The organism is Methylomonas koyamae, assembly GCF_019669905.1.
Taxonomy (GTDB): Bacteria; Pseudomonadota; Gammaproteobacteria; order Methylococcales; family Methylomonadaceae; genus Methylomonas; species Methylomonas koyamae.
This window is the reverse complement of the sequence record NZ_AP019777.1, coordinates 3,142,563-3,165,033: the sequence shown is the minus strand read 5'-3', so window position 1 is coordinate 3,165,033 and position 22,471 is coordinate 3,142,563. Positions and strand designations below refer to the sequence as shown.

Annotated in this window: 20 protein-coding genes; 11 read left to right on the top strand and 9 right to left on the bottom strand. The window is 56.8% G+C overall.

The window, feature by feature from the left end; genetic code table 11:
• Positions 1 to 6: 6 nt before the first annotated feature.
• Positions 7 to 1,245 (top strand): RBBP9/YdeN family alpha/beta hydrolase, encoded by a 1,239-nt coding sequence (locus tag MKFW12EY_RS14190; RefSeq protein ID WP_221053223.1) that lies wholly within the window; start codon positions 7 to 9, stop codon positions 1,243 to 1,245.
• A gap of 312 nt (positions 1,246 to 1,557) precedes the next feature.
• Here MKFW12EY_RS14190 and MKFW12EY_RS14185 read toward each other — a convergent pair whose 3' ends face one another.
• Entirely contained in the window at positions 1,558 to 3,180 is a 1,623-nt protein-coding gene (locus MKFW12EY_RS14185; RefSeq protein ID WP_221053222.1) for a sulfatase-like hydrolase/transferase, read from the bottom strand.
• Positions 3,181 to 3,369: 189 nt separating this feature from the next.
• Between MKFW12EY_RS14185 and MKFW12EY_RS14180 the strand changes: the two genes are divergently transcribed.
• The 5 genes from MKFW12EY_RS14180 to MKFW12EY_RS14160 all read left to right on the top strand — a co-directional run bounded on the left by MKFW12EY_RS14180 (position 3,370) and on the right by MKFW12EY_RS14160 (position 6,888).
• The gene (locus tag MKFW12EY_RS14180) at positions 3,370 to 4,422 is read left to right on the top strand and encodes a CDP-alcohol phosphatidyltransferase family protein (RefSeq protein WP_221053221.1); all 1,053 of its coding nucleotides are present in this window, start codon (positions 3,370 to 3,372) and stop codon (positions 4,420 to 4,422) included.
• Positions 4,422 to 5,420 carry a lysylphosphatidylglycerol synthase transmembrane domain-containing protein gene (locus MKFW12EY_RS14175; protein ID WP_221053220.1) on the top strand — a complete coding sequence of 333 codons (999 nt, stop codon included), beginning with the start codon at positions 4,422 to 4,424 and terminating at the stop codon, positions 5,418 to 5,420. The genes MKFW12EY_RS14180 and MKFW12EY_RS14175 overlap by 1 nt, the downstream gene beginning before the upstream one ends.
• 264 nt (positions 5,421 to 5,684) lie before the next feature.
• Positions 5,685 to 5,882: a DUF6316 family protein gene (locus MKFW12EY_RS23310; RefSeq protein ID WP_221053219.1), complete on the top strand. Its 198-nt coding sequence runs from the start codon at positions 5,685 to 5,687 to the stop codon at positions 5,880 to 5,882.
• Complete coding sequence (locus tag MKFW12EY_RS14165; RefSeq protein WP_054762586.1) at positions 5,848 to 6,129, top strand: hypothetical protein; 282 nt, start codon at positions 5,848 to 5,850, stop codon at positions 6,127 to 6,129. Before MKFW12EY_RS23310 ends, MKFW12EY_RS14165 begins: the two co-directional genes overlap by 35 nt.
• Positions 6,130 to 6,210: 81 nt before the next feature.
• Positions 6,211 to 6,888 carry a class II glutamine amidotransferase gene (locus MKFW12EY_RS14160; RefSeq protein ID WP_221053218.1) on the top strand — a complete coding sequence of 226 codons (678 nt, stop codon included), beginning with the start codon at positions 6,211 to 6,213 and terminating at the stop codon, positions 6,886 to 6,888.
• Between the two features lie 106 nt (positions 6,889 to 6,994).
• On the opposite strand, the gene MKFW12EY_RS14155 is transcribed toward MKFW12EY_RS14160, so the two are convergent.
• Positions 6,995 to 7,357, bottom strand: coding sequence for a hypothetical protein (locus tag MKFW12EY_RS14155; RefSeq protein WP_221053217.1), 363 nt, complete (start codon positions 7,355 to 7,357; stop codon positions 6,995 to 6,997).
• Between the two features lie 196 nt (positions 7,358 to 7,553).
• Between MKFW12EY_RS14155 and MKFW12EY_RS14150 the strand changes: the two genes are divergently transcribed.
• Positions 7,554 to 8,246, top strand: a complete 693-nt coding sequence (locus MKFW12EY_RS14150; RefSeq protein WP_054762595.1) for a hypothetical protein — start codon at positions 7,554 to 7,556, stop codon at positions 8,244 to 8,246.
• Between the two features lie 31 nt (positions 8,247 to 8,277).
• Here MKFW12EY_RS14150 and MKFW12EY_RS14145 read toward each other — a convergent pair whose 3' ends face one another.
• The 7 genes from MKFW12EY_RS14145 to MKFW12EY_RS14115 form a co-directional block, all read right to left on the bottom strand.
• Entirely contained in the window at positions 8,278 to 9,369 is a 1,092-nt protein-coding gene (locus MKFW12EY_RS14145) for a glycosyltransferase family 4 protein (RefSeq protein WP_054762597.1), read from the bottom strand.
• A gap of 4 nt (positions 9,370 to 9,373) precedes the next feature.
• On the bottom strand, positions 9,374 to 9,751 hold the full coding sequence (locus tag MKFW12EY_RS14140; RefSeq protein ID WP_054762599.1) for a 6-pyruvoyl trahydropterin synthase family protein: 378 nt from the start codon (positions 9,749 to 9,751) through the stop codon (positions 9,374 to 9,376).
• 42 nt (positions 9,752 to 9,793) lie between these two features.
• Complete coding sequence (locus MKFW12EY_RS14135) at positions 9,794 to 10,816, bottom strand: zinc-dependent alcohol dehydrogenase (RefSeq protein WP_054762600.1); 1,023 nt, start codon at positions 10,814 to 10,816, stop codon at positions 9,794 to 9,796.
• The gene (locus tag MKFW12EY_RS14130) at positions 10,810 to 11,532 is read right to left on the bottom strand and encodes a RibD family protein (protein WP_221053216.1); all 723 of its coding nucleotides are present in this window, start codon (positions 11,530 to 11,532) and stop codon (positions 10,810 to 10,812) included. The genes MKFW12EY_RS14135 and MKFW12EY_RS14130 overlap by 7 nt, the downstream gene beginning before the upstream one ends.
• Positions 11,510 to 12,166, bottom strand: a complete 657-nt coding sequence (ribA, locus tag MKFW12EY_RS14125) for a GTP cyclohydrolase II (protein ID WP_054762602.1) — start codon at positions 12,164 to 12,166, stop codon at positions 11,510 to 11,512. Before ribA ends, MKFW12EY_RS14130 begins: the two co-directional genes overlap by 23 nt.
• A 247-nt stretch (positions 12,167 to 12,413) precedes the next feature.
• A complete protein-coding gene (locus MKFW12EY_RS14120) occupies positions 12,414 to 13,574 on the bottom strand; it encodes a pyridoxal phosphate-dependent aminotransferase (protein WP_221053215.1) in 1,161 nt (386 codons plus the stop codon).
• 114 nt (positions 13,575 to 13,688) lie between these two features.
• Positions 13,689 to 14,144, bottom strand: a complete 456-nt coding sequence (locus MKFW12EY_RS14115) for a cupin domain-containing protein (protein ID WP_054762605.1) — start codon at positions 14,142 to 14,144, stop codon at positions 13,689 to 13,691.
• A gap of 583 nt (positions 14,145 to 14,727) precedes the next feature.
• On the opposite strand from MKFW12EY_RS14115, the gene MKFW12EY_RS14110 reads away from it, so the two are divergent.
• The 4 genes from MKFW12EY_RS14110 (at position 14,728) to MKFW12EY_RS14095 (ending at position 22,368) form a co-directional block, all read left to right on the top strand.
• The gene (locus MKFW12EY_RS14110) at positions 14,728 to 17,631 is read left to right on the top strand and encodes a TonB-dependent receptor domain-containing protein (RefSeq protein WP_221053214.1); all 2,904 of its coding nucleotides are present in this window, start codon (positions 14,728 to 14,730) and stop codon (positions 17,629 to 17,631) included.
• Between the two features lie 363 nt (positions 17,632 to 17,994).
• Positions 17,995 to 18,441 carry a rhodanese-like domain-containing protein gene (locus MKFW12EY_RS14105; RefSeq protein WP_221053213.1) on the top strand — a complete coding sequence of 149 codons (447 nt, stop codon included), beginning with the start codon at positions 17,995 to 17,997 and terminating at the stop codon, positions 18,439 to 18,441.
• Positions 18,442 to 18,553: 112 nt separating this feature from the next.
• On the top strand, positions 18,554 to 20,872 hold the full coding sequence (locus tag MKFW12EY_RS14100; protein WP_221053212.1) for a DUF1549 and DUF1553 domain-containing protein: 2,319 nt from the start codon (positions 18,554 to 18,556) through the stop codon (positions 20,870 to 20,872).
• A gap of 32 nt (positions 20,873 to 20,904) precedes the next feature.
• Positions 20,905 to 22,368, top strand: a complete 1,464-nt coding sequence (locus tag MKFW12EY_RS14095) for a DUF1501 domain-containing protein (protein WP_054763192.1) — start codon at positions 20,905 to 20,907, stop codon at positions 22,366 to 22,368.
• The last annotated feature ends 103 nt before the right edge of the window (positions 22,369 to 22,471 follow it).

Here is a 22,471-nt window from a genome sequence, read left to right as displayed (position 1 = left end):
TCGCAGATGAAAAAATCCTGCCTGATTCTGTTACTGCTGCTCGCCGGTTGCGGTCCGCGCGACTACTTTCGCACCCAAGTCGAGCTGACACCCTGTGCCCGCTCGGCGAACCATGATTGCCGGGAGGCGAGTTTACTGGTCGATGAAGACCGCGGATATGCGCTGGGCTTCGTTGAATTCGACGACGAAGGGTGTTTTTACGACGCCCGCCAGGCCGAAAGCGTGCTGCACTGGCTGCAAAACAGCAGCGAGCCGCAATACGTCGTGGTCTATACCCACGGCTGGCACCATAACGCCAGCGACACCGACTTCAACGTCCGCCGCTTCAAAGACAGTTTGCAGAGCATTAAACAACGCCACCCAGGCTATCGAGTGGTGGGGCTATATCTGGGCTGGCGCGGCGAAATCCTGGATACTCCGTATCTGCGGATGCTGACCTTTTGGAACCGGCGGGCGGTCAGTGAAAGGCTGGGCCGGGGCCCGTTCAAGGATTTTCTGCTTCAGGTCGAACGCACCGTCAAGGCCCATTCGGAAAATCGGCTATTGACGATAGGTCATAGCCTGGGGGCGCTGGCAATTTACAACGCGCTACAGTCCGAGTGGCTGGAACGGCTACGCCGGCAAGGTTCCGGCTTCGACGATTTGCTGTTGCTGGTCAATCCGGCCATCGAAGCCCGCCGTTTTATCGAGCTGCGCCACGCGTTACCCGATTCGGAACCGGTGTCGGGCGAACCGGCTTATCCATCGTTGATGGTGATCGGCTCTGAAGCCGACAATATGACCCGATCGGCCTTTACCTGGACCAGAGCAGTGCCGGCGCTGTTCGAGCCAGGCCCCGACCCGGGCCTTGCACTGGAATTGCCGGAGGCCTCGCCCTGGGAACTGAGCACCACCGCCATTGGCCATTACCAACCCTTTCTGACGCATCGCCTGGAGTCCGCACCAGGGCTGTCGGACGACGCGGCGTGTCCGGCTGTGGCGGATGGCAGCGCAGGGCTGGCAGGTAATCCGCAGTTGTTGGCCGCCGCCGGCGACGAGCTGCCTCAACTTAACCAGCCCAGCTTGCGCTTGCAACGACTGCCCGCCAGATCGCAAGCCGCGCCGTTATGGTTTGTGCAGACCGATAAAAACGTCCTGCCCAATCACGGTTTTCTCAATCAAAAACCGTTTTGGTGTTTTGCTGAACACAGTTTGGAGCAGACGGCTGGCTGGATTCGAGCGGGTCAGGATAGGAGCGTCGAATAACCATGCAAACAGCGAAAGCTTAATTAACCGGCAGTAAGCCGATGGAGATGTAGCTAAGTATCCGCCGCAAGGGAAACGGTTCGGATAACGCGCCCTCCGAACGTTTTCTCCGCGGTTTGAATTCGAGCAACTTGAACACGAGGCCTTAATAACCAAACAGGCCGCAAAATGAAGTCTGCTGGATTATTTGGCCTTCTTCGATGGTCGTCGAAGCCACTCGACTTGTGCCGACCAATCCCGGCTTCAATTCGAACCGGATTATTTAAAAATCCGGCTTGGTAGGTCGCCGGTTTCAGTTGACCATGACAGTGGTCAAAGGGTAGGTAGTGCGGAGTACGCACGAATCAAGCGGTCCCGCAGCTCGTCCATCCGCCAAACCGGCGCTTGCGCGTCGGGAATCAAGCCGGGCGTCCACTGCCAGCCGTCTATCGCCTTGATGACCTCCGGATCGCGGGCGATCAAATGCACCGGCACGTCGTGGCTGGCTGAGTCGTGGCTGACAAAGGAGGCGGGTTGGTGGTCCCCGACCACTAGCAGCACCAGCTTGTCGTCGCCATAGGTTTTGACGAAAGACACCAGGGTTTCGAGGACGTATTCGATCGATTTGCGGTACTGCTCGCGAATCCGTTCGGTACTTTGCCAGACGGCTTCAGGCGTATCGCCTTCTCTGGCTTGGTTGAATATCGAGCCGTCGCCGACGTCTTGCCAATCCACCAAGCGAGGCAGCGGCGTCCAGGGTGCGTGCGACGAGATCAGAGCCATTTCCGCCATGACCGGCTGGCGCGGGCCGGCCGGCCGTTCCAAGCGTTGAATAACGGACAAGGTGTATTGGTCCGGCATCGTGATCCAATTGAACGGCTGGCCGCGATAATTCAGATCTTGTGCCGCATAGACCCGGTCGTAGCCGAAATAGTCGCCCTGCGGCCAAGGCAGGGTATGGGCGGGTTGCACGGCCAGCGTACGCCAGCCGGCGCGCTGGAATAAACGGTTTAAAGTGGGCCGCCGGCTCATAACCAGTCGGTCGTAGCGACTTTGGCTGTTAATCCATAGGCCGGACAATAAAGTGCCGTGCGCCAGCCAACTGATGCCGCCGTAGGTGGGCGAGGTCAAGTAACTGCTGCGCATCGAAACGCCGGCGGCGCCCAGTTCCGCGGCGTATTGTTGCAAGCGCGGCCGGACGTGCTGGGCGTAATCCGGTTGATCGAACACTGTGCGGCCGTAGGATTCCACAAACACCAGCATCAGGTCCTTGCCTTGCAGTTTTTGGAACAATGCCGGGTTCGGCGTGCTGGCGTAGGGGTCGTTGTCAACGCCGGCAGCGAACTGCTTCAAGTCGGCCAGACTGTCGCGCGCGTTTTGCCAATGGCTGGTTAGCCAGTCGATAGTTGGCCGGACTGCGATTGTTGGCGCACTGAAATTTAGAACCAGCCAGACCGCAGCGGTTGCCGCCAAACCGACTCTGGCACCACGCTTGCCGGCAAGCGCGGTTTGCAAGCTATTCAGTGCGGCATTGACCAGCCGCAGCAGGCCGATCAGACACAAGGCCAGGGCCGCTACCGCCAGATAGCTACCGAGCTGGCCGACCGTGCCGGTCAGCCACTGCATGCCGTCGCGGGGAAAACGGCCGTCCAATACCGGGTTGAATGGTCGGCCGAAAAATTGATCCACACCGAGATCGGCCAATTTCAAAATCAGACTCAAACCCAGTAAGCCGGCGGCCAGGATACGCAGCGCCGAACCGGCGATGCCCGGTAACGTTAGTAAAAATCCCAGCAACAAGGCTTCCAGTGGCAGGCGGGCAAACGCCGAAGGCGTGATTTCGCTGAGCCGGTTGGGTAGCAGCAAAATCAGCAACACTAAAGTCAGCGCGCATAGAGGTCCAGCCAGACGTGAACGCGCGGCAGCAGGTTTGCCAAGGATCGGGAAATCGGTCATCGCAAGAAGTATCGATAGAAATTAGCGGACCCTAAACGCAGCAAATTCAGTGCCGTTTTATATGCGTATGGGTTGGCGTGAGATTTGCTGATCATTTGCCCTACCGCAATCACCCACACAAACATGTCAGACGTTTTCCCAGCATTACCAACTCAAGATTTATTACGCCGGGAATTAAAATTTATTTCCATGATCGGTGCCGTTGCGCTGCTATCGGTGGCAGTGTGGCTTGGCGTTGCCGAGCGCTGGTACATGGCCGTATTCTGGCTATTGCCAGCCACCGCGATCTGGTGCTGGATTAGTTGGCGCACTTGGACTTTGCTGGATTTGAATCGCGCCGCGTTGCACGCTCCGCTGTATGCCGCCTTGGGTTGGGGCAACCGGGTAACCTTGCTGCGCGGCTGGCTGATCGCCTTGGCCGGCGGTTGTTTATCGATAGACCTTTCGGCAGTGCCGATAAGTTGGCTGCCGGCGGCGGCTTATTCGTTGGCGGCCTTGCTTGATCGCTGCGATGGCTTTTTGGCCCGGCGTGGCCGGCAGGTCAGTTTATTGGGCGGGGAGCTTGATGTGCAACTGGATGCGCTGGGATTGGTGGTTGCGCCCTTATTGGCCATCGTCCAAGGGCGTTTGCATCTTTCATACCTGTTATTGAGCGCGGCGTTTTACCTGTACCGCTGGGCGATGCAGCGCCGGCAAGCGCTGGGCTTGCCACTCTATCTTTTGCCCGATAATCCGTTGCGCCGTACCCTGGCCGGTTTTCAAATGGGTCTGGTTGCCATTGCGCTTTGGTCCTGGCTGGATGCCGAGTTAACCCGTGTTGCCGGCGTCGCCTTCATGTTGCCGGTGCTGTTCGGTTTTGTCGCCGACTGGTTCGTGGTTTGTGGCCAGCTAAGTGCAGCCAATTACCAAAGACTGGCTATTTGCAGCCAGCGCTTATTTCAGCCGGGCTTAAGGCTGCTGACGGCTGTCGTGGTTGGCCAGGTCCTGCCCGGTTTGGCTGTGGACGGCATTTCTACTCTGTCGTTGGCAGTGGTGGTGGTTATGTTGGCGGTGGGTTTCGCCGGCCGTCTCGCGGCATTAGCTTTGTTGCTGTGGCTGGGCGGGTCTGGAGTCACTGTATTTAAACCTTTCGCCTACTTAACTTTGGTATTCGCCGGCAGTTGGTTGTTGATGCTGGGCAGCGGCCGAGCCAGCCTCTGGGGTTGGGGCGATGCCTGGGTGGCCCGTTACGACGGTGCCTGATGGCGCGTTTCAATCGATTGCCTGTGTTGTGGCTGGTAGCCTTGGGTTTGGCCGGCTGGATGTTGAGCCAAACGCCGTTTGCAGCAGCGGAGCAGGCCTTACGCGGTTTGGATCCGGGCCAGTGGTTGGTGTGGTTGGCTGTCAATGCGGGTATCGCTCTAGCCGGCGCAAGCCGTTGGCATCTGTTTACCCGCCGTCTGGGGGTTCCGGTCACCTTGCATCAATTGCTTAAAATTCGTCAGGCCGGCCAGGCAGTCAGTTTTTTAACGCCGGGGCCGCAATTCGGCGGCGAACCTTTGCAAGTTTACTGGCTGCATCGGCGGTACCGGGCGCCGTTACCCGCGGCGCTGTTGGCGCTGGGCTTGGACCGGCTTTACGAATTTGCCGTCAATCTTTTGCTGTTAGCGGCAGGCGTTTTTTTGCTGGCGCGTTCGCCGCTAGCGGCCATAGCCGACTGGCAAGCGGTCGGTGTGGGCTTGATTGGCGCGTTATTGAGCATTGCCGTTGCCGGGCGATTTTTACTGGGCAAACCTGGACGTTTTACTCAGGCTTTGCAGTCATTATTCAGGCGCTGGCGCCGGCATAGCGTGCCGCGGGCAGTAACCGGCGCCGACCACGATCCTGCTTGGGATTGGCGGACACTGCTCGGTCAGCGTCGGATAATGGTGCAGGCCTTGTTATGGTCGCTACTGGGTTGGGCCGCATTGTTGGCCGAATTATGGCTGCTGCTCGATTGGGTCCATGCTCCGCAAGGGGTTTGGAATTTTCTATTGGTATTGGTAGCGATGCGGCTGGCGTTTCTGTTACCGCTGCCGGGCGGTGTGGGCTCGCTGGAAATGGCCATGTTTTGGGTATTTCAGTATCTGCACGCCGCGCCAGGCGCGGCCCTGGCCTTGATCGCGCTGATGCGCGTTCGCGATGCGGTATTTGTGGCGGCAGGTCTCGGGTGTATGGCGTGGCTTGGCGGTTGGCGAGCAGCCAAGTCGGGCCAAGCCTGACTTGGCTGCAGTTGCCTGGACCGCAGCCAGTGTTGCCGGATTGCTGCGGATCGAGCAGTCAATCGTGCCCACCTGCACTGGTTTCGGGGGCCGTTGGCAAGCCAATGTGCCGGCTATTTGCCTGCTAATACAGCATTTTAGGCGAGTAATTGCCTACTCAATCGACATATCTTGGGTAGTAATAATTTATCGGCACACAAAATGCTGTCTCAGCTTATATAGCCAATATCCATTATCCGGACAGCACAGAATTGCAATACTCTTATGTTTAAAACCAATCGAATATTTACAGTGATAAGTAACGATAGCGGATTGCCGGTTTGGTATTTTCTAACTCGAGAAGGTCGGCAAGGCCCATTTGTATCCGAGGCGGATGCCCGTCGGAATCTGGACGAATTTATTTTGAAAAGTATCAGCTTGCCAAATCATGTCCCCAGAACCCGTTTTGTTCCGGCTTATTAGGGCTAAAAAGGTCCGTGGTTTTGCTTTTATGAATAGTATCGATTTGTTAAATCATCGTTTTCAGCTTTTCGAGCAACTGCATCAAGAGTTCCTGTTTTTAACCGGATATGGGATGTATGCGCATATCAGTGGCCGGGATGTCGACCGTTTGCACCTGGATTATTTGGCAGAGGCTCAGGCGATAGGCGCTGAATTACGGCAAGATAATCAAATATCGTTTATCAGGTCTTATATCAACAGCCGTTGATAAAAAGTCGTGTCTTTTTTAGATGGTGTCAATTGGCTGTTTTTGAGTGGTCGATTAGTTTTTATATTTGGTAGGTAGTGCATGTGTTTGATTATTCATAAACCCAAAGATGCCAAGCTTGATTTGGAATTATTGCATTCCGCCAGTCAATACAATCCGCACGGTTACGGCTTGATGGCGTTTACCGGCCCGCAAAAAATCAGCGTCATTAGAGATCAATACACCCATTTCGAGGCGTTGCGCCGCGCCTACGTTCATTTCGCCAAGCACGAATGCGTGATTCATTTGCGTTTACGTACACGCGGCCATATCAACTATGCCAACACGCATCCTTTTCGAGTAAGCAATGCCATTTACATGGCCCATAACGGTACGCTGGATATTAATTGCCGGATTCCAGGGCGCTCGGATAGCTGGCATATGGCAAACGATTTGTTGCAGCCTTTATTGCGGCATAACCCGAATATGATCCATGCCAAATCTTTTCAAAGCTATATCGCCAAAAATATTGGCGCGAATAACAGAATGGTGTTTATGGATGCCGATCGGCAAAAAACGGTAATTATCAATAAGTCTTTGGGTACTGAATATCAAGGGGTTTGGTTGAGTAATACAAAGTGGTTTGATTCTGCCAAATTCGGTTTGACTCAGCCTAATTGTAGTAACAGCCAGTCGGTCAGCGATGCTTGTTCAAAATTAAAACTAACGGTAGAGCGTTTTGGGCAAGGCCTGAATAAATTCAATTATTGTTCCGGATAACTATTTCGTGTTTCAATCGTAGGCGGAAGTTTGATGCTTATCTAATTAAAATTAATTTATTTTCGTTGAGTCGTTGCTGATTAATTCAGACAATAAAGCGTAATTATTACGTTTTTGGTATGTAAATCCAATTTAAGCGTTTTGGCAACCTTTGCTTGGCTGATACCGTATTTCTTGGATCCAGTTTCAAAGGAAAATAATATGCACCGCCAACTTCGACGTCGAGCATATTCGCTACAGCGAAATAAAAGCCGTTGGCACACCGTTGAATCCGCTGTTTAGCGGCGCCAAATTGGGTGCCGGCAACGGTCCCGGCATTGGCTGGAACGATATGACGATATACAAATTTGGTGGCCAGTGGCGGCAAAATGACCGCTGGGTCTGGAGTGGAGGCTTTAGCTATGGCCAGCAGCCGATCGAAGGTTCGGAAGTACTGTTTAACATTCTGGCGTCCGGAATGGCAGGGCATGTTGCAATGCAAAGAAAATTGCTTCCTCAGCAGCACCGAATCAGCATTGCCTGCTCAGTTAGCAGCAGAAATGTTTGAAATCCACAGCCGATCGCCGGTTATTCCGTAACTCGCTCGCTGGCACGATAAATGCCGTTTCAAGCTGCGCAAACCAAAATGCTTGCGCACAAACGTCAATTTTATCGAGAGAGGAAGCATGAAACTTACAACTGTTGCCGCCGGCTTGTTGCTGGTGACCGCCAATGCTGCGCACGCGCAAACACCACCCGCACCGGAAGCACCGAAACCGCCGTTGGGATTTTTCGTGACCAGTACCGGGGTGGGCAAGGGCGCCGATCTTGGCGGCTTGGCCGGCGCGGACGCGCATTGCCAAAAGCTGGCGAGCGGTGTCGGCGCCGGTAACCGGACATGGCGCGCTTACTTGAGCACGCAGCCGGAAGGCGGCAAGCCGGCGGTTAACGCCCGCGACCGCATCGGCAAGGGGCCATGGGCCAACGCTGCCGGTGTGTTTGTGGCCAACGACGTTGCGCATTTGCACGGCGATACGCTGGAGCTGGCCCAGCTCGGCAACAATCTGCATAAGAAAACCGCATTTACCGAAAAGGGTGAGCAACTGAAAGGGGTGGGTGATAATCCGAACGAGCACGACATCATCACCGGCTCCAAACCGGACGGTACGGCTTATACCGATGCCGCCGATCATACCTGTAAAAACTACACCAGCAGCGGTGACGGCACGGTTCGGGTCGGCCATTTCGACCGCACCAACGGCGGCCGCAATGGCGGTAACGTCTCCTGGAATTCCACCCATGACAGTCGCGGCTGCAGCCAGGAAAATCTGGTCAGCACCGGCGGCGCCGGCTATTTCTACTGTTTTGCCGCAGATTAATCCGGCACGGAGAGGCGGCTGACGCCTCTCCTTATCCGGCAATCGACTGACAGCTCTTGCGCAGGAACTGGTGAATGGTTCCGCAGCTATCGTCCCAGCGCGGCAGCGTGGCAAAGTTGGCCAGCGCGTTTTCGCTTAGGTCTGTCAATAGCTGCCGGTCACCGTGCCAATGTTTTAAGACGGCCGCCAATTCATTCGCGTCGTCCGGCTCGATCAGATAGCCCTGTTGGTTGTGGCCGATGATTTCCGAGGCTGCGCCAGCGCGAGTGCCGATAGCGGGCAGTCCGAATTGCTGGGCTTCGGCGTAGACAATGCCGTAACTTTCATAGATTGACGGCAGCACCATGACTTGGTGGCGCCGATAAAACCCGGCCAGCGTCGTACCTTGCACCGGGCCCTGCAATGTAAAGCTTGCGGCCAGGCCGTTACCGTCTATCAACTTGTGAATTCGGGCCACGTAGTCGGGCTCCATATCCAGCCGGCCAGCAATCGTGACCCGATAATCGTTGGCGGGTAATTGCCGCAGCGCTTGAATCAACACATGCAGCCTTTTCCGGCGAATCACGTTGCCAACCACCAATATCCTTAGCGGACCAGCCGCCAGCGCACGTCGGCTCACGAAATCGGCATCGATTTCGGTGTCGGCCGCAGTGAAATTGTCGGCTGCCGGCAAAGCCAGGCAATGTGGTGGCAGGCTAGAGGGGAACAGTTGCTGCAACTGTGCCAGCGTGGTTTGGCTGTTGGCGATCAATCCCGACAGCGTTGCCAGATAACGCCGTTCGATGGCTCGAAACAACCAGCGGCTATAACGCGGGTGACTGTCAAAACTATTTAGTAAATGGACCAAGCCGACAACCGGTAACGGCAAATGCCGATTCAAGGCAAACACCGACGGCTGCACCATCGCATCCTGAATCAGGATGTCGAGCTTGGTGGCGTCGATTTGCCGCAGAACATCGCGCCTTAGATTGTCGGTTAACTGCCAGCAAAACCGGCGCGGCGGCAGGTTGATGATGACGACCTGTTCTCCATTTCGGCGCAGATATTCGACTAATTTGCGGTCATACAGATAGCCGCCGCTGACCGAATCGATGTCGCCGTAGATCAACAGGCCGATCCGCACCGGCTTAGAATTCCCGCTGGTAAGCGGCCCAGCAGTGCGGCGTTTCCCAAAGTTTTATTCGCAAATTGCCCGGTTTAGGCGGCTCTATACCCTTCAAAAGCTTCTCGCACAGGATACGGCTGAAGTGCTCGATGCTGGGATTGAGGCCGGCAAATTCCGGTTTATCGTTCAGTAGTTGATCGCGAAACTCGGCAAGCACGCTATCCAAAGCCGCTTCGACCGCAACGATGTCTACCAAATAACCGTGTTGATCCAGCTTATTGGCCTTGATGCGTACTTCGGCGACGTAATGGTGGGCATGCGGCAGATTTTCGCTGCCCCAATCGCCGCCGATCAGGTAGTGGTTGGCGATGAAGTCGCGGGTGACGGCTAGGCTGTACATGTTGGTTTCCGGGCGTTATAGAAGAAGTGGATGGGTAAAAAATCAATAAACCAATAGCGCTTGCAAAACCGATTCTGGCGTTTGATCCAGGCGCCGATAAAGCTCGTCGGCTTGCGCCAATGGATAACGATGAGTGATCCATTGTTGCGGACTTAGCTGGCGAATGGCGCGCCAGGCCGCGGTAAAGCGCCGGGTCTTGTCCCAGCGGCCGCTCAAGACAGGGTCAATGCTGCTGACCTGGCTGGTAGTGAATCGAATCCGGTTACGATGCGCCGCGCCGCCCAGCGCAATCGGCGCCGATTTATCGCCATACCAGCTGCCGACAACGATGCGGCTGGCAAAACAGCACAAGTCGACCGCCAGATTGAGGGCTTGCGGCTGGCCGCTGACCTCGTATAGCAAATCGGCGCCGTTGGCATCCGCTCCGGTCAGCATGGTTTTCAACTGTGCTATTTGGGCGGCGACCGTGGCGTCGAACGTGCCGCTAGCCTTCAGTTTTATTGACCATTCCTGGCGGAGCGCGAAGGCGTCGACCGTAAACAGCTGGTCCAACGGGAAACGCGCCAACAAGCCGGTCAACAGCAAGCCGACTACCCCTTGTCCGAGCACCACGACCCGTTCTCCGAGCAACGGGGCGCCGTCGTGAACCAGGCTGACGGCGGTCTCGGCGTTGGCCAGAAATACCGCCGCTTCCGGTTCGATACCGTCGGGTACGGCCAAAAGCTGATCCGGCGTGGCGATAAAACAACTGGCGTGGGGTTGAAACGAAAATACCAGTTTGTCCAGCCAGGCTGGATCAACGCCTTCGCCGAGCTGTTCGACGCGGCCGACGCAGGCGTAACCGTAGGGCAGGGGATAAGTCGGTGCATGTTGCAGGGATGTTAACGTGGCGTCCAAATCGATGCCGGGCGGCAATTGGCCTCGATACACCAACAACTCGCTGCCGGCGCTGACTGCCGAACACAGGGTTTTCACCAAAACCTGGCCGGCCGCCGGCGCCGGTAACCGCGTTTCGCGGATTTGTACCTCAAAGGGCTGGGTAAACCAAAGCTGTTGTGCTAGCACGCGATGGCTGTCTCGCGATGGTATTGCAGGCTGCCCCACAGGATCAGGTCGTCGCCCAGCATGTGCGATTGCATGGCATGCAGGCGAGGCAGTGGTTGTTTGGCGCCGATTTGCAAATCACCGACGCCTTTCAAGCCGCCGACCAGGGTAGGGGCGATAGTCAGCACCAGGGCGTCGGCCAAGCCGGCTTTTAAAAATGCGGTAATGACCTCGGCGCCGCCTTCGACCATCAGATGGCGGACGCCTTGTTGTTTAAGCCATTGCAGCGCGGCAAACAAATCCACCCGGCCTGTCGGGTCGCCGGGCAGGCCGATCACGTCGGCCTGCCCGGCCAATTGGCGGTCATGCCCGGCTCGGGTCAACACCCAGCAACGTTTATCGTTGCGGCGGCACAGCCGTGCCGAGCTCGGCATGCGCAGGCTGCTATCCAATACGATGGGTTGCGGGCTGTGGCCCGGCCATTCGCGCACGGTCAATTGCGGATCGTCGGTCAGCACAGTGCCGATTCCCACCAGAATGCCGTCGTGCAAGCTGCGCAGTTGATGGGTCAAGCGCAACGATTCGGCGCCGCTCAGCCCCAGGCTTTCGCCGGCGCGGGTGGTAATGCTGCCATCCCAGCTTTGGGCGTAACTCAGCGTTACGAACGGGCGGTTACGAACAGCGGCGGCGCGGCGCTGTATTAGCAACCAGCGCTCAATTTGCCGGTTCAGGTTCATCGTGTTTCGTAAATGGCGCGTTGGCCTGGGTCGGTTTGAATTGCAGCAGGTGGGCCATGCGTTGGGCTTTGGTGCGCAGGTAATCCAGGTTATCGTGGTTAACAGTGGCTTCCAACGGCAAGCGGCTGTCAACGTGGATGCCCTCGGCGGTCAGGGCGCTGATTTTTGCCGGGTTGTTGGTTAGCAATTGTACTGACCGTACCCCCAAATCCTCCAGAATGCGGGCCGCCAGCGAGTAGTCGCGCTCGTCGGCGCCGTGGCCCAATAGCAGGTTGGCGTCGACGGTGTCGTAACCCTGGTCTTGCAAGTTATATGCGCGCAGTTTTTCCAGCAAGCCAATGCCGCGGCCTTCCTGGCGCAAATACACCAGAATACCGGCACCGCGTCGGGCAATCCATTCCAGCGAGCGGTCCAGTTGCTCTCCGCAATCGCAGCGCCGGGAGCCGAGCACGTCGCCGGTAAAGCATTCGGAATGGATCCGCACCAACACGCGTTCCGCGCCGGCGACATTGCCGGCGACGAAGGCCAGGTGCTCCTTATGGTCCAGGGTATTTTGGTAGTAGCACAGCCGAAACTCGCCGTAAGCGGTGGGTATTCGGGCGCTGGTGATTTGGCTAACGTAGGCTTTGTTCATGGTTATTATCAAGGGCGCGCTAAATGAATGGCGTTTATATCGATTGCGTCAACCGGCCGGTATTGGTCGTTGAATGAATGGCGCGCAAAAAGGTAATGAACCATCGCTTAAACAAATTACATGCCAACCGCAAATGCCAATATCTAAGCTGCGCAAAGTGGTTACGCAGTTTGTGTTGCTGATTGCTAAGCAGTTTTTGCTGGCGGGCTGTTGATTGGTCAACAGGTTGGTTCGGGAAGGCAGCGCGTCACGCCGGACGAAATTTACCCAGTCGGTGTACGGCTTCATGTAGGGTTTGATCGTCCTTGGCAAAGCAGAAGCGAACCAGGCCGTCGCCTTCACGGCCCTGGTAAAAGGCGCTGCCCGGTACACTGGCTACGCCGGATTGTTCCAGCAAAGCCAATGCGGCGGTTTTGGCATCCGGGTAACCGAAATGGGCGATGTCGGCCAACACGTAATAAGCGCCTTGCGGAATAAACGGCGCCATGCCGGCGGCGGCCAGGCCGTCGCAGATGATGTCGCGCTTGCGCTGGTATTCGTTTCTAAGCTTTGCGAAATAGTCGGCCGGCGCATTCAATCCGGCGGCAACGCCATATTGCAAAGGCGAAGGGGCGCAGACGTATAGCAGGTCGTTGACCAGGTTGATGGCTTTGGCCAAGTCCGGCTTGGCTACCGCGTAGCCCAAGCGCCAGCCGGTGATGCTGAAGGTTTTGGAAAAGCCCATGATGCTGACCGTGCGTTCGGCCAAGCCCGGAGTACTGGCAGGCGAAATGTGACGGCGGCCGTCGTAGGTGATGTATTCGTAAATCTCGTCGGAGATGACCAGCAAATTGTGCTTGCGGGCGATGCGTTCGACGATTGCCAATTCCTCGGTACTAAATATCTTGCCGCTGGGATTGGACGGTGTGCAAATCACCAGGGCGCGGGTATTAGGTTTGACAGCCGCGTCCAGTGCGGATTCTTCCAGGCTGAAGGCCGGAGGTGCGAGAGTTAAGAATTGCGGCTCAAGGCCTTGCAGCAGCAGTGTGTTGAGGTGGTAGCCGTAATAAGGCTCCAGCAACAGGACGCCGTCGCCGGGATTGAACAAGGCCGTCAGCGTCGCAGCAAAAGCACCGGTAGTGCCGGCGCTGATGACGATTTCGGCCTCGGCATCGACTGCCAAGTCGTTGTCGCGTTTCAGCTTGCGGGCAATCGCCTGCCGCAACGGAGCGATGCCCTCCGAGGCGGTGTAAGTGTTCTGGCCTTCCTGTATGGCCTGGATCGCCGCATCGCGCACCAAGGCCGGCGCCGGCAAATCGCCCAGGCCCTGGCCCAGATTTATGCCGCCGACCCGCTCACAGGCTTTGGTCATCAGGCGAATATCGGAGGGATGCAGGTTTTCGATACGGCGGGAAACGGGAAAGCTCATCGGTGGATTGGCAAAATTTAGTTGGCTGTAGGGCCGATCAGATTAGCCGCCGCTCAAGGCGGCGGCAAACGGCAAAAAACGATATGGATTTCGAAATTTCCGAAAACGGCAAATTTATTTGGCAGGCGTGGCAGTGGCCGGGCCGATGCCGACGATTTGCAGGATGGTGTCTTCGTCCTTGGCGCCGTCGTAGTGGATTTCGTTGCCGTAATGGGTGACGAAGCTGCCAGCCGGCACCGGCTTCAGCTCGTCAGGGTTGTAGTCGCTGCCGGTGCCGACCCACCAGGTGCCGGAAATGACGGTGATGAAGCGGTCGTTAGGATGCGAATGCGGCTTGCTGTTGTGGTGGGCTTTCCATTTGTTCAATACCACGTACAGGCCGGGTTTGGCCGGGTCGCCGACCAATACGGCAGTCTCGGAACCGCTGGGGTTGGCAACCCAATTGATTTGCTCGGGCAGTTTGATCGAGATCGCTTTCGGGTCCAGTTCGGCGGCGTTGCTTGCGGCCGAACTTAAGCCCAACAGGATAGCCAGTACTGGGGCGTGCGGTTTGCGGATGATGTGCAACATGTGTTCTCCAAAAAAAAAAAGACGGTTCGCGGCTGGATTTCGGAGTGTTCGGTCTTGGGCTCTCCGTTCCGTGGATCGATTGGCGGGAACCCAGCCGCCAAAAAACCCGACCGAACACTCCGAAACCCAGCCAGTCGGATAGGCTCGACCGAGCTGGGCGAGTGTTCAGTCTCGATTCAGCAATTTGCAAGCCAACCGGAGATTGCTGGACTGGAAAAGTGCGGGCTTTAAAGGTATGGCTTACCGTTGCGTCTGCTGTCCGACGCAAAAATTTCGCCGCGCGGCGTTGCTGCCCGATCAGCACGGCGCCAACATAGGCTGTCCCTGGTTCAACAATTTTCCGCAAAAAAGCGGCGTCAGTGCGCGCGTTAGCCCGCCGCCGGTTAAAAAATGTAAACCCGCGTTAAACGCTTATAAACAGCGAGATTTAATCCCGATTGCGGCGTCGCCGGCCATTACGCATCCGTCGGTTGGCCGAACGATGGCATGTGCATTGCAAAAGGTGATGCAGGGCACATTTCATCGCGGCCGTTGCTGCATGGATGCCTAATTTCTAATTTGGACAATTAAATCGGGTGAAACAGTGAAAGATTATTCGACAAGCGCAGAGCCGCAAACGCTCGGACCGGATGCGGGCGTTCCGAAAACCGTCAGCCGACGCAGAACCCTATCGGCCTGCGTTGCGGTGGCGATTGCCGGCGCTTCGCTACTAGCGGCGACCGACGCCCAGGCGGCGCCGGCCAAGAAAGCGGCAAAACGTAACGCCGGCAACAGCAAGGCGGCCAGCGATTTGGAACTCGAGAACCAGCGTTTGCGCCAGGAATTGGCGGCGGCAAAGGCCAGGGAATTGGAGTTGATCAGGAAAGGCTCGGCGGCTGCAGGTGCCGCTGGAGCGGTTGCTGCGGGCGGTGCTACGGCAACCGAGCCCGGCGCCGAGGCCGCGGAAGCCGAATTGCAACTGGCCGAGCAGGAAGACGACAAGGCCAAAGATTTGGGCGAGGTGGTGGTTAAGGCCCGGCCTCGTTTGCAGAAGCTGAAAGACATCCCCAACTCGACTTCGGTCCGGACCGGCGAGGAGTTGCATAAGGAATTGGCGATGGATTTGGGCGACATTTTGAAACGGGCCGGTAACGTCAAATGGAACTACGGTAACGCCCGCACCAGCAGCTTGTCGATGCGCGGCGTCGGCCAGCAGGCGCAAACCGACGCAATGGACCCCAGCGTCGGTACCATCGTCGATAACGTGCCTTACGCCTATAACCCGCTGTCCAGCTTCGACCATTACGACATCGATTCGATTCAGGTCGAGCGCGGCCCGCAAGGCACCGACGGCGGCAAGAACGTCAGCTTGGGCCGGGTCAATATCAACACCCGGCGGCCTACCTTCAACCGAGAAGCGACCTATTCCGCTACCTACGGCCAGTTCAACACTTACATCGGCGACGCCGCCTTGGGCGGGGCGGTGATCGACAACTTCCTGGCCTGGCGCGGCGCGTTCCACGTCAACAAAGGCGAGGGCGCCACCAAAAACCTATATAACACCGACCAGACCTGGTACAACCGCGACCGGGTGTCCGGCCGGATCCAGTTTTTGCTGACGCCGAGCGAGACCTTCAGTACTCTGATCCGCTTCGACGCCAATCCGCGCGGCGAGGAATTCAACAACGGCAACAACTTCTATACGCCGACGCCGCGAATCTCGGCCAACGGCTTGCCGACCAACCTGAACAACGATGCCGGAACCCGCTTGGCGCGGCGCTGGTTCAGAGAGGGCAAGCCCGAATACAGCTACCAAAACAACTACCTGTACGGCAACGGCGAAAACGCCTTCAACCAGGATGCGCAATACGCCTTGATCACCGCCAGCAAGGGCGGCTCGGTGGAAGCCAACTGGGACGCCGGTATCGGTAAGTTCACCTCGATTACCGCTTATCGCGATTTCGAATTCCAGGCCCGTAACGACGGCGATTCGACCCCGTTCGACGTCCAGAAAAACGGCGGTGGCGCGGTACCCGAATTCCGGCAATTGAGCCAGGAGATCAAATTCACTTCCAACTGGGGCAATCTGGTCGATTACGTCGCCGGCGCCTATTTCAACGACCGGAAAATGATCAAAGGCAACCGGGTCGGATTCGGCCGCGACGCCGGCGCCTGGTTGGCCGGAGCCGGCGCTTACGGCCGGCTGGATGCCGACTCGGCCGGCCGCCAGTTGATGATGGATTCGTTAAACGAATTGCATACCGACAACCCGTATTACATCCATAACAAAACCGCATCCGCCTTCGTCAATGCCAAGTGGCACATCACCGAGCCGTTGACATTGGAAACCGGGGTACGTTTCAACATCGAAAACCGGCGCCAGGAGACCGACAAATTCATTACCAACCAAGGTTCCGGTGCCGCATTGAATCCGTACTCGGTCAACGGCATCAACCTGGGCGGTTTCGATACTGTGACCGCGACCGGCGATTTAACAGCCAGTGCCGGGCTGGACCCGGTACAAGTGGCGCGGGCCGATGCGGTGGCCTTGAAATACTTCGGCGTGGCGACATATGCCGGCCTGACGCCGGCGCAGCGGCGCCAGGTCGGCGATGCGAAAGGCTTGCGGGCCGGCCAGATGGGCTTGCTCTGGGGCCGGGAGCCGGGCCGCAGCTTCAAATCCACCCAGCCCAGCTACCAAGTGCGGCCGACCTATAAATTCAACGAGGACTATACCGGTTACCTGTCCTGGGGCTACAACGAAAAGGCCGGTTTGTCGCAGACCGTCAACAGCGTGGCTTACCTGGTCGAGCCGGAGAAAACCAACTCGTTCGAAATCGGTTTGAAATCGACCTTGTTCAATCGGGCGCTGACTTTGAATACCGACTTTTTCTGGACCGAGATCAACAATTACCAGCAAGCGGTACAGGTTATCGACCAATACCAAACCGCGGCTTTGGGTCAGGATACTTATACCTCGATTACCGGCAACGCCAAGGGTGTCCGCGCCTACGGGGTCGAGGTGGACGGTTCGTTGGTCGATACCATTCCGTTTACCTCGGTCAATTTCTCGGGTTCGTATAACGAAGCGTTTTACACCGATTTCAAAAACGCCGGTAAAGCTGCCGAATGGAATAACCTGGCCTCGCCCACTTTCGATTTGACCGGCCGAACATTGCCCGGCGCGGCTAAATTTACCTTCAGCGTCAGTCCGGAATTCAGGTATCCGGTGGAAGTGTTGGGCAGCAACCAGGAATTCCACACCAGCTTCACCACTGCGTTCACCAGCAGCTATAAATCCGACGTGGCCTTGTCCGAATACAGCGTGATTCCGGCCAACACCACGACCGACTTATCCATCGGTATCGGCCGCAAGGACCGCGCGTTCGACGTGTCGCTGGTGGCGAAGAACATCTTCAACAACCAGACCCCGTTTGCCAAAACCTGGAACAGTTGGCAGCCGGGTATTCCGCAGTGGTTCGGCGTGACGCTGAACGGCAAGTTCTAAACCAATTTCTCGTGGTGCCTCCGTACGGGCCAGGGTAACAACCCAGGCCCGTTTTTTTTGCGTTCCGTCCGCGCGCTTTGCCTATCCCGCAATCGAAGTCGCGCCTGCTAGCCCAACAACAGCCGCTGTTGTGCCGCTGTTGAATCTGCATCAGCCGATAAGCCGGCCGGATGGCGACGGCGTCGCTCGACACTGAGTTTGTGCTGGCATCTTTATAAAAGTCTAATTAAATCAATGGCTAATAAAAATTTTCGCCAGCCGTCGATTTTGCGGATTCGTGGCATGCAAGTTGCAATTTACCAAAGGTACTCACCGTTCAATCGCGTTTGTACGCGAATAACTCATAACAGGAAGAAACAGAATATGAATAAAACCATCCAGCTTGCGATTTTGGCCTTAATGCTCAGCGCCCCGGCCGCATTTGCCGCCGACGAGCATCAGCAAGCACAAAAGCCGGCCGCCGAATACAAATATAAAACGCCGAAATTGAACCGCGCCCAATTCGACGCGCTGCTGGTCAAGCCGGAGCAGTTAACCATTATCGACGTGCGTCGGCCGGACGAATTGACGGCCAAAGGCGGCTTTCCGGTGTATTTGAGCATTCAAGCCGCCGAGATCGAAAACAGCCTGGGTTTCATTCCGAAGGACAGAAACGTCGTCACCGTTTCCAACCATGCCGGCAGAGCCGGTGCTGCGGGCGATCTGTTGGCAAGTAAAGGCTTCAAGGTGGTCGGTGCGGTCGGCGCCCAAAACTACGAAGAAGAAGGCGGCAAGCTGGCCAAAATCGCGCCGCCGGAACCGAAAAAATAATTTAAGGATTGAAGAAACCCAAACGGCAGCCGCCGCGGCAGGAAGCGGAAAACGCCCAGTTTTCCGGCCGTTGCGGAGCCGACGCGACATTGTTAATTTTTGGAGGAATCTTATGAGATTGAAATTGGTTTCCGCGCTGCTGTGGGGGGTGACGTTAGCGCTACCCAGCCAAGCGTTCGCGGCAGAAGAAAAAGCGGCCGAGCCGGCCAAGGCCGAAGCCGGCGGTTCGAAGTCGAAACATTGGGCCTACCAGCCGTTGAAATCGCCGGAAGCGCCGGCCGTCAAAAACCAGGACTGGGTCAGAACCCCAATCGACGCTTTTGTGTTGGCGCCGTTAGAGGCTAAAGAATTGGCGCCGTCGCCGGAAATCGAACGCGCCGCCTTCATTCGCCGGGCAACGCTGGATGCCTGGGGCGTGATTCCGACCCCGGAAGAAGTGGAAGCCTTCGTCAACGACACGTCGGACAACGCTTACGAGAAACTGGCCGACCGCTTGCTGGCGTCGCCGAAATACGGCGAGCGCCAGGCCCGGCGCTGGCTGGACTTGGCCCGTTATGCCGACAGTTCCGGCTTCACCAACGACGAGAACCGCGACAACATGTGGCGTTACCGCGATTACGTCGTCAAGTCGTTCAACGAAGATAAACCTTACGCGCAATTCGTACAGGAACAATTGGCCGGCGACGAAATTTATCCGGGCAATACCGACGCCTTGATCGCCACCGGTTTCATCCGAAGCTATCCCGACGACAGCAACTCGCGCGACCTGGTCCAGAAAAAATTCCAGAACCAGACCGATATCACCGATACCGTGGGCGAGGTGTTTCTGGCGCAAACAGTGGGTTGCGCCCGTTGCCACAACCACAAGTTCGACAAGATTTCGATGAAGGAGTACTACCAACTGCAATCGTTCTTCGCCAACGTCAATGCGGTGGACAAGATTCCGGTGCCGGTCAAAGGCGAAACCGAACAGGAATGGGAAAAAGCCAACGCCAAATGGGAAGAGGCGGTCAAGGAAATCAAAGCCAAACGCCAGGCTTTGATCGATCCGGTCAAGGATAAAGCCCGGAAATACAACTACGAGCGGTTCTCGCTGGAGACTCAGGCGGCATTGAACAAACCGGAAAGCCAATGGACGCCGGAAGACCGCTGGATCAACCACCGTTACGATTCCAACGAGAACGAAGCGGCCGCGGCGTTAGCCTTCTATCAGGACAACTCGGCCAAAGGCGCCTACAGCTACGATCCGAGCTATGAGAAAAAAGCCGAAGAGTTTAAGGAGATCAATAAAGAACTGAAAAAATGGGAAAAATTGAAGCCCGTGAAAGGTTCTGTCTACATCTCCGCAGTGTCCGAGCTGGGCCATCCGCAGCAACCGCCGACCCACGTGCGTTTTGCCGGCCAGTTCGACAAGCCGTTGGAAGAAGTGCAACCCGGCTTCCCGGCCGCAATTTCCAGCGAGCAACCGGATATTAAACCGACCGCGGTATCGTCCGGCCGCCGCGCCGCTCTAGCGAAATGGATCGCCAGCCCGACCAATCCGTTGACTGCGAGAGTGTTCGTCAACCGGGTCTGGGGCCAGTATTTCGGCAAAGGCATCGTCGAAACCGTCAGCGACTTCGGTAAAGCCGGTACCAAACCGACCAATCCGGAATTGCTGGATTATCTGGCATCCAATTTCATCAAACAGAATTGGAGCGTGAAAAAGCTGCACAAGGAAATCCTGCTGTCTAGCGTCTACCGCCAGGATTCCAAACCGCGCGAAGACGTGGCTAAAGCCGATCCGGACAACAAATTGCTGGCCGTATTCCCGCGCCAACGCTTGGAAGCCGAACAAATCCGCGATTCGTTGCTGGTCGCCTCAGCGAAGTTGGAAGACAGCGTCGGTGGGCCGCCGGTATTCCCGGAAGTGCCTAAAGGTTTGAATGCCGGCGATAAATGGCCGGTGGATAAAACCGCGAAGGAAACCAACCGCAGAAGCCTGTACGTGTTTACTAAACGCAGCGTGCCGTATCCGATGCTGGATACCTTCGATATGGCCTCCGCCCAGCAAGTGCACAGCAAGCGCGACGTGACGACGACGCCGTTGCAATCGTTGGCCCTGTTCAACAGCGATACCGTGTTCGGTTGGTCGCAGGCTCTGGCCGGGCGAGTAATCAACGAAGCCGGCGCCGACGAATCCGACCAATTGGAACGCTTGTACCAGATTCTGTTCGCCCGCAGCCCGACCGACGCGGAAAAAGAAACTCTGGAAGGCTTCCTGGCAGAGCAGGAAAAAGTGATTAAGCAAAAAGTTGCGGAAGGCAAATTCACCGCCAGCGTGCCGGTCGGCGTGAAGGATGCGGAAAAGCTTGACCCGGTGCGTTCGTCGGCCTTCGTCGACCTGGTGCACGCGGTGGCCAACTCCAACGAATTCGTCTACCGCTTCTAAGCGAACACTTACTGAATATTAGGAAACAGACAATGAACAATAAATCTCGTAGAGACTTTTTAATCAAGAGCGGTTACGGCCTGGGCGGTTTGGCGTTGGGCGGCATGCTGCCCGGATTGAACGGCTTTTCCGGCGCAATGGCTTCCGAACTGGCCGCCGGTGCCGGTATCGTCGATCCGTTGGCGCCGAAAGCGCCGCATTTCGCGCCGAAAGTGAAATCGGTGATCTGGCTGCATATGGACGGCGCGCCGTCCACCATCGACTTGTACGACTACAAGCCGCAATTGGTGAAAATGCACGGCCAGGATATCCCGAAATCGTTCATGGAAGGCATCAAGGAAGGGGTGCGCGGCGGTACCGGTAAATTGTTTGCCACCAACCGTACCTGGAAGCAATACGGCCAAAGCGGCGCCTGGTTCTCCGACCTGTTGCCGAATCTGGCGCAACACGCCGACGAGCTGGCCTTCATCAAATCCAGCGTGACGATAGGCGCGACCCATAACATTTCGATTCTGAAATTGAACACCGGCGATTTGAATCCGGGCCGGCCGTCGCTGGGCGCCTGGATCAAATATGCATTGGGCACCGCCAATCCGGATTTGCCGGCCTATGTCGTGTTGTACAACGACAAGAAAGAGCCGACCGGCGGTTCGATCAACTGGAGTTCCGGCTTCCTGCCGGCCGTGTACCAGGGCACCGCGTTCCGTCCCGGCGAATCGCCGATCCTGTATCTGGAACGTCCGGAGCTGACTTCGGCCTCCGAGCAGCGCAAAACCCTGGATTTGTTGAAACGCTTGAACGAGCTGGAAGACGCCAGATACCCCGGCGATTCCGAATTGGAAGCCCGCTTGCAGGCTTACGAATTGGCCGACCGGATGCAACGCACGGCGCCGGAAGCCGTCGATCTGAAAAAAGAATCCGATGCGACCAAAGCCCTGTACGGCATTAACGACGACGGCAGCAAAAGCTACGGCGAAGTGTTGCTGCGGGCACGGCGTTTGGTCGAACGCGGCGTGCGTTTCGTACAGGTCATTTCCGGCCCGCAGGAAGTGGCCGGCGACAGCCGCAACTGGGACGGCCATACCCACTTGGAGGAAAACCACAAGAAACACGCCTACGCGGTGGACAAACCGATTGCCGGTCTGTTGACCGACTTGAAACAAAGAGGCCTGCTCGATACCACGCTGGTGGTATGGACCTCCGAGTTCGGTCGCACCTCCTACGGCCAAAGCGGCAACGGCCGCGACCATAACCCTTGGGGTTACACCCAATGGCTGGCCGGCGGCGGCGTCAATGCCGGTTACACCCACGGCGCGACCGACGAAATCGGTTTGCAGGTCGCCGATAAGAGCAAAGCGGTCGATACCTACGACCTGCATGCGACGGTGTTGCAACTGATGGGTCTGGACCATCTGAAAACCACTTACTTCCACAACGGCCGCTCCGAGCGTCCGACCGTGGTGTACGGCAAGGTGATCAAAGAGTTGATTGCGTAACAGCTCTGCGGCGCGTGCCTCATCTTCCCGGTTGGGCTGGGGAGGTGAGGGCCGTTGCGATAGCGAATTTACCGACACGCTTTAAGCAGGAAAGAGGAGACGA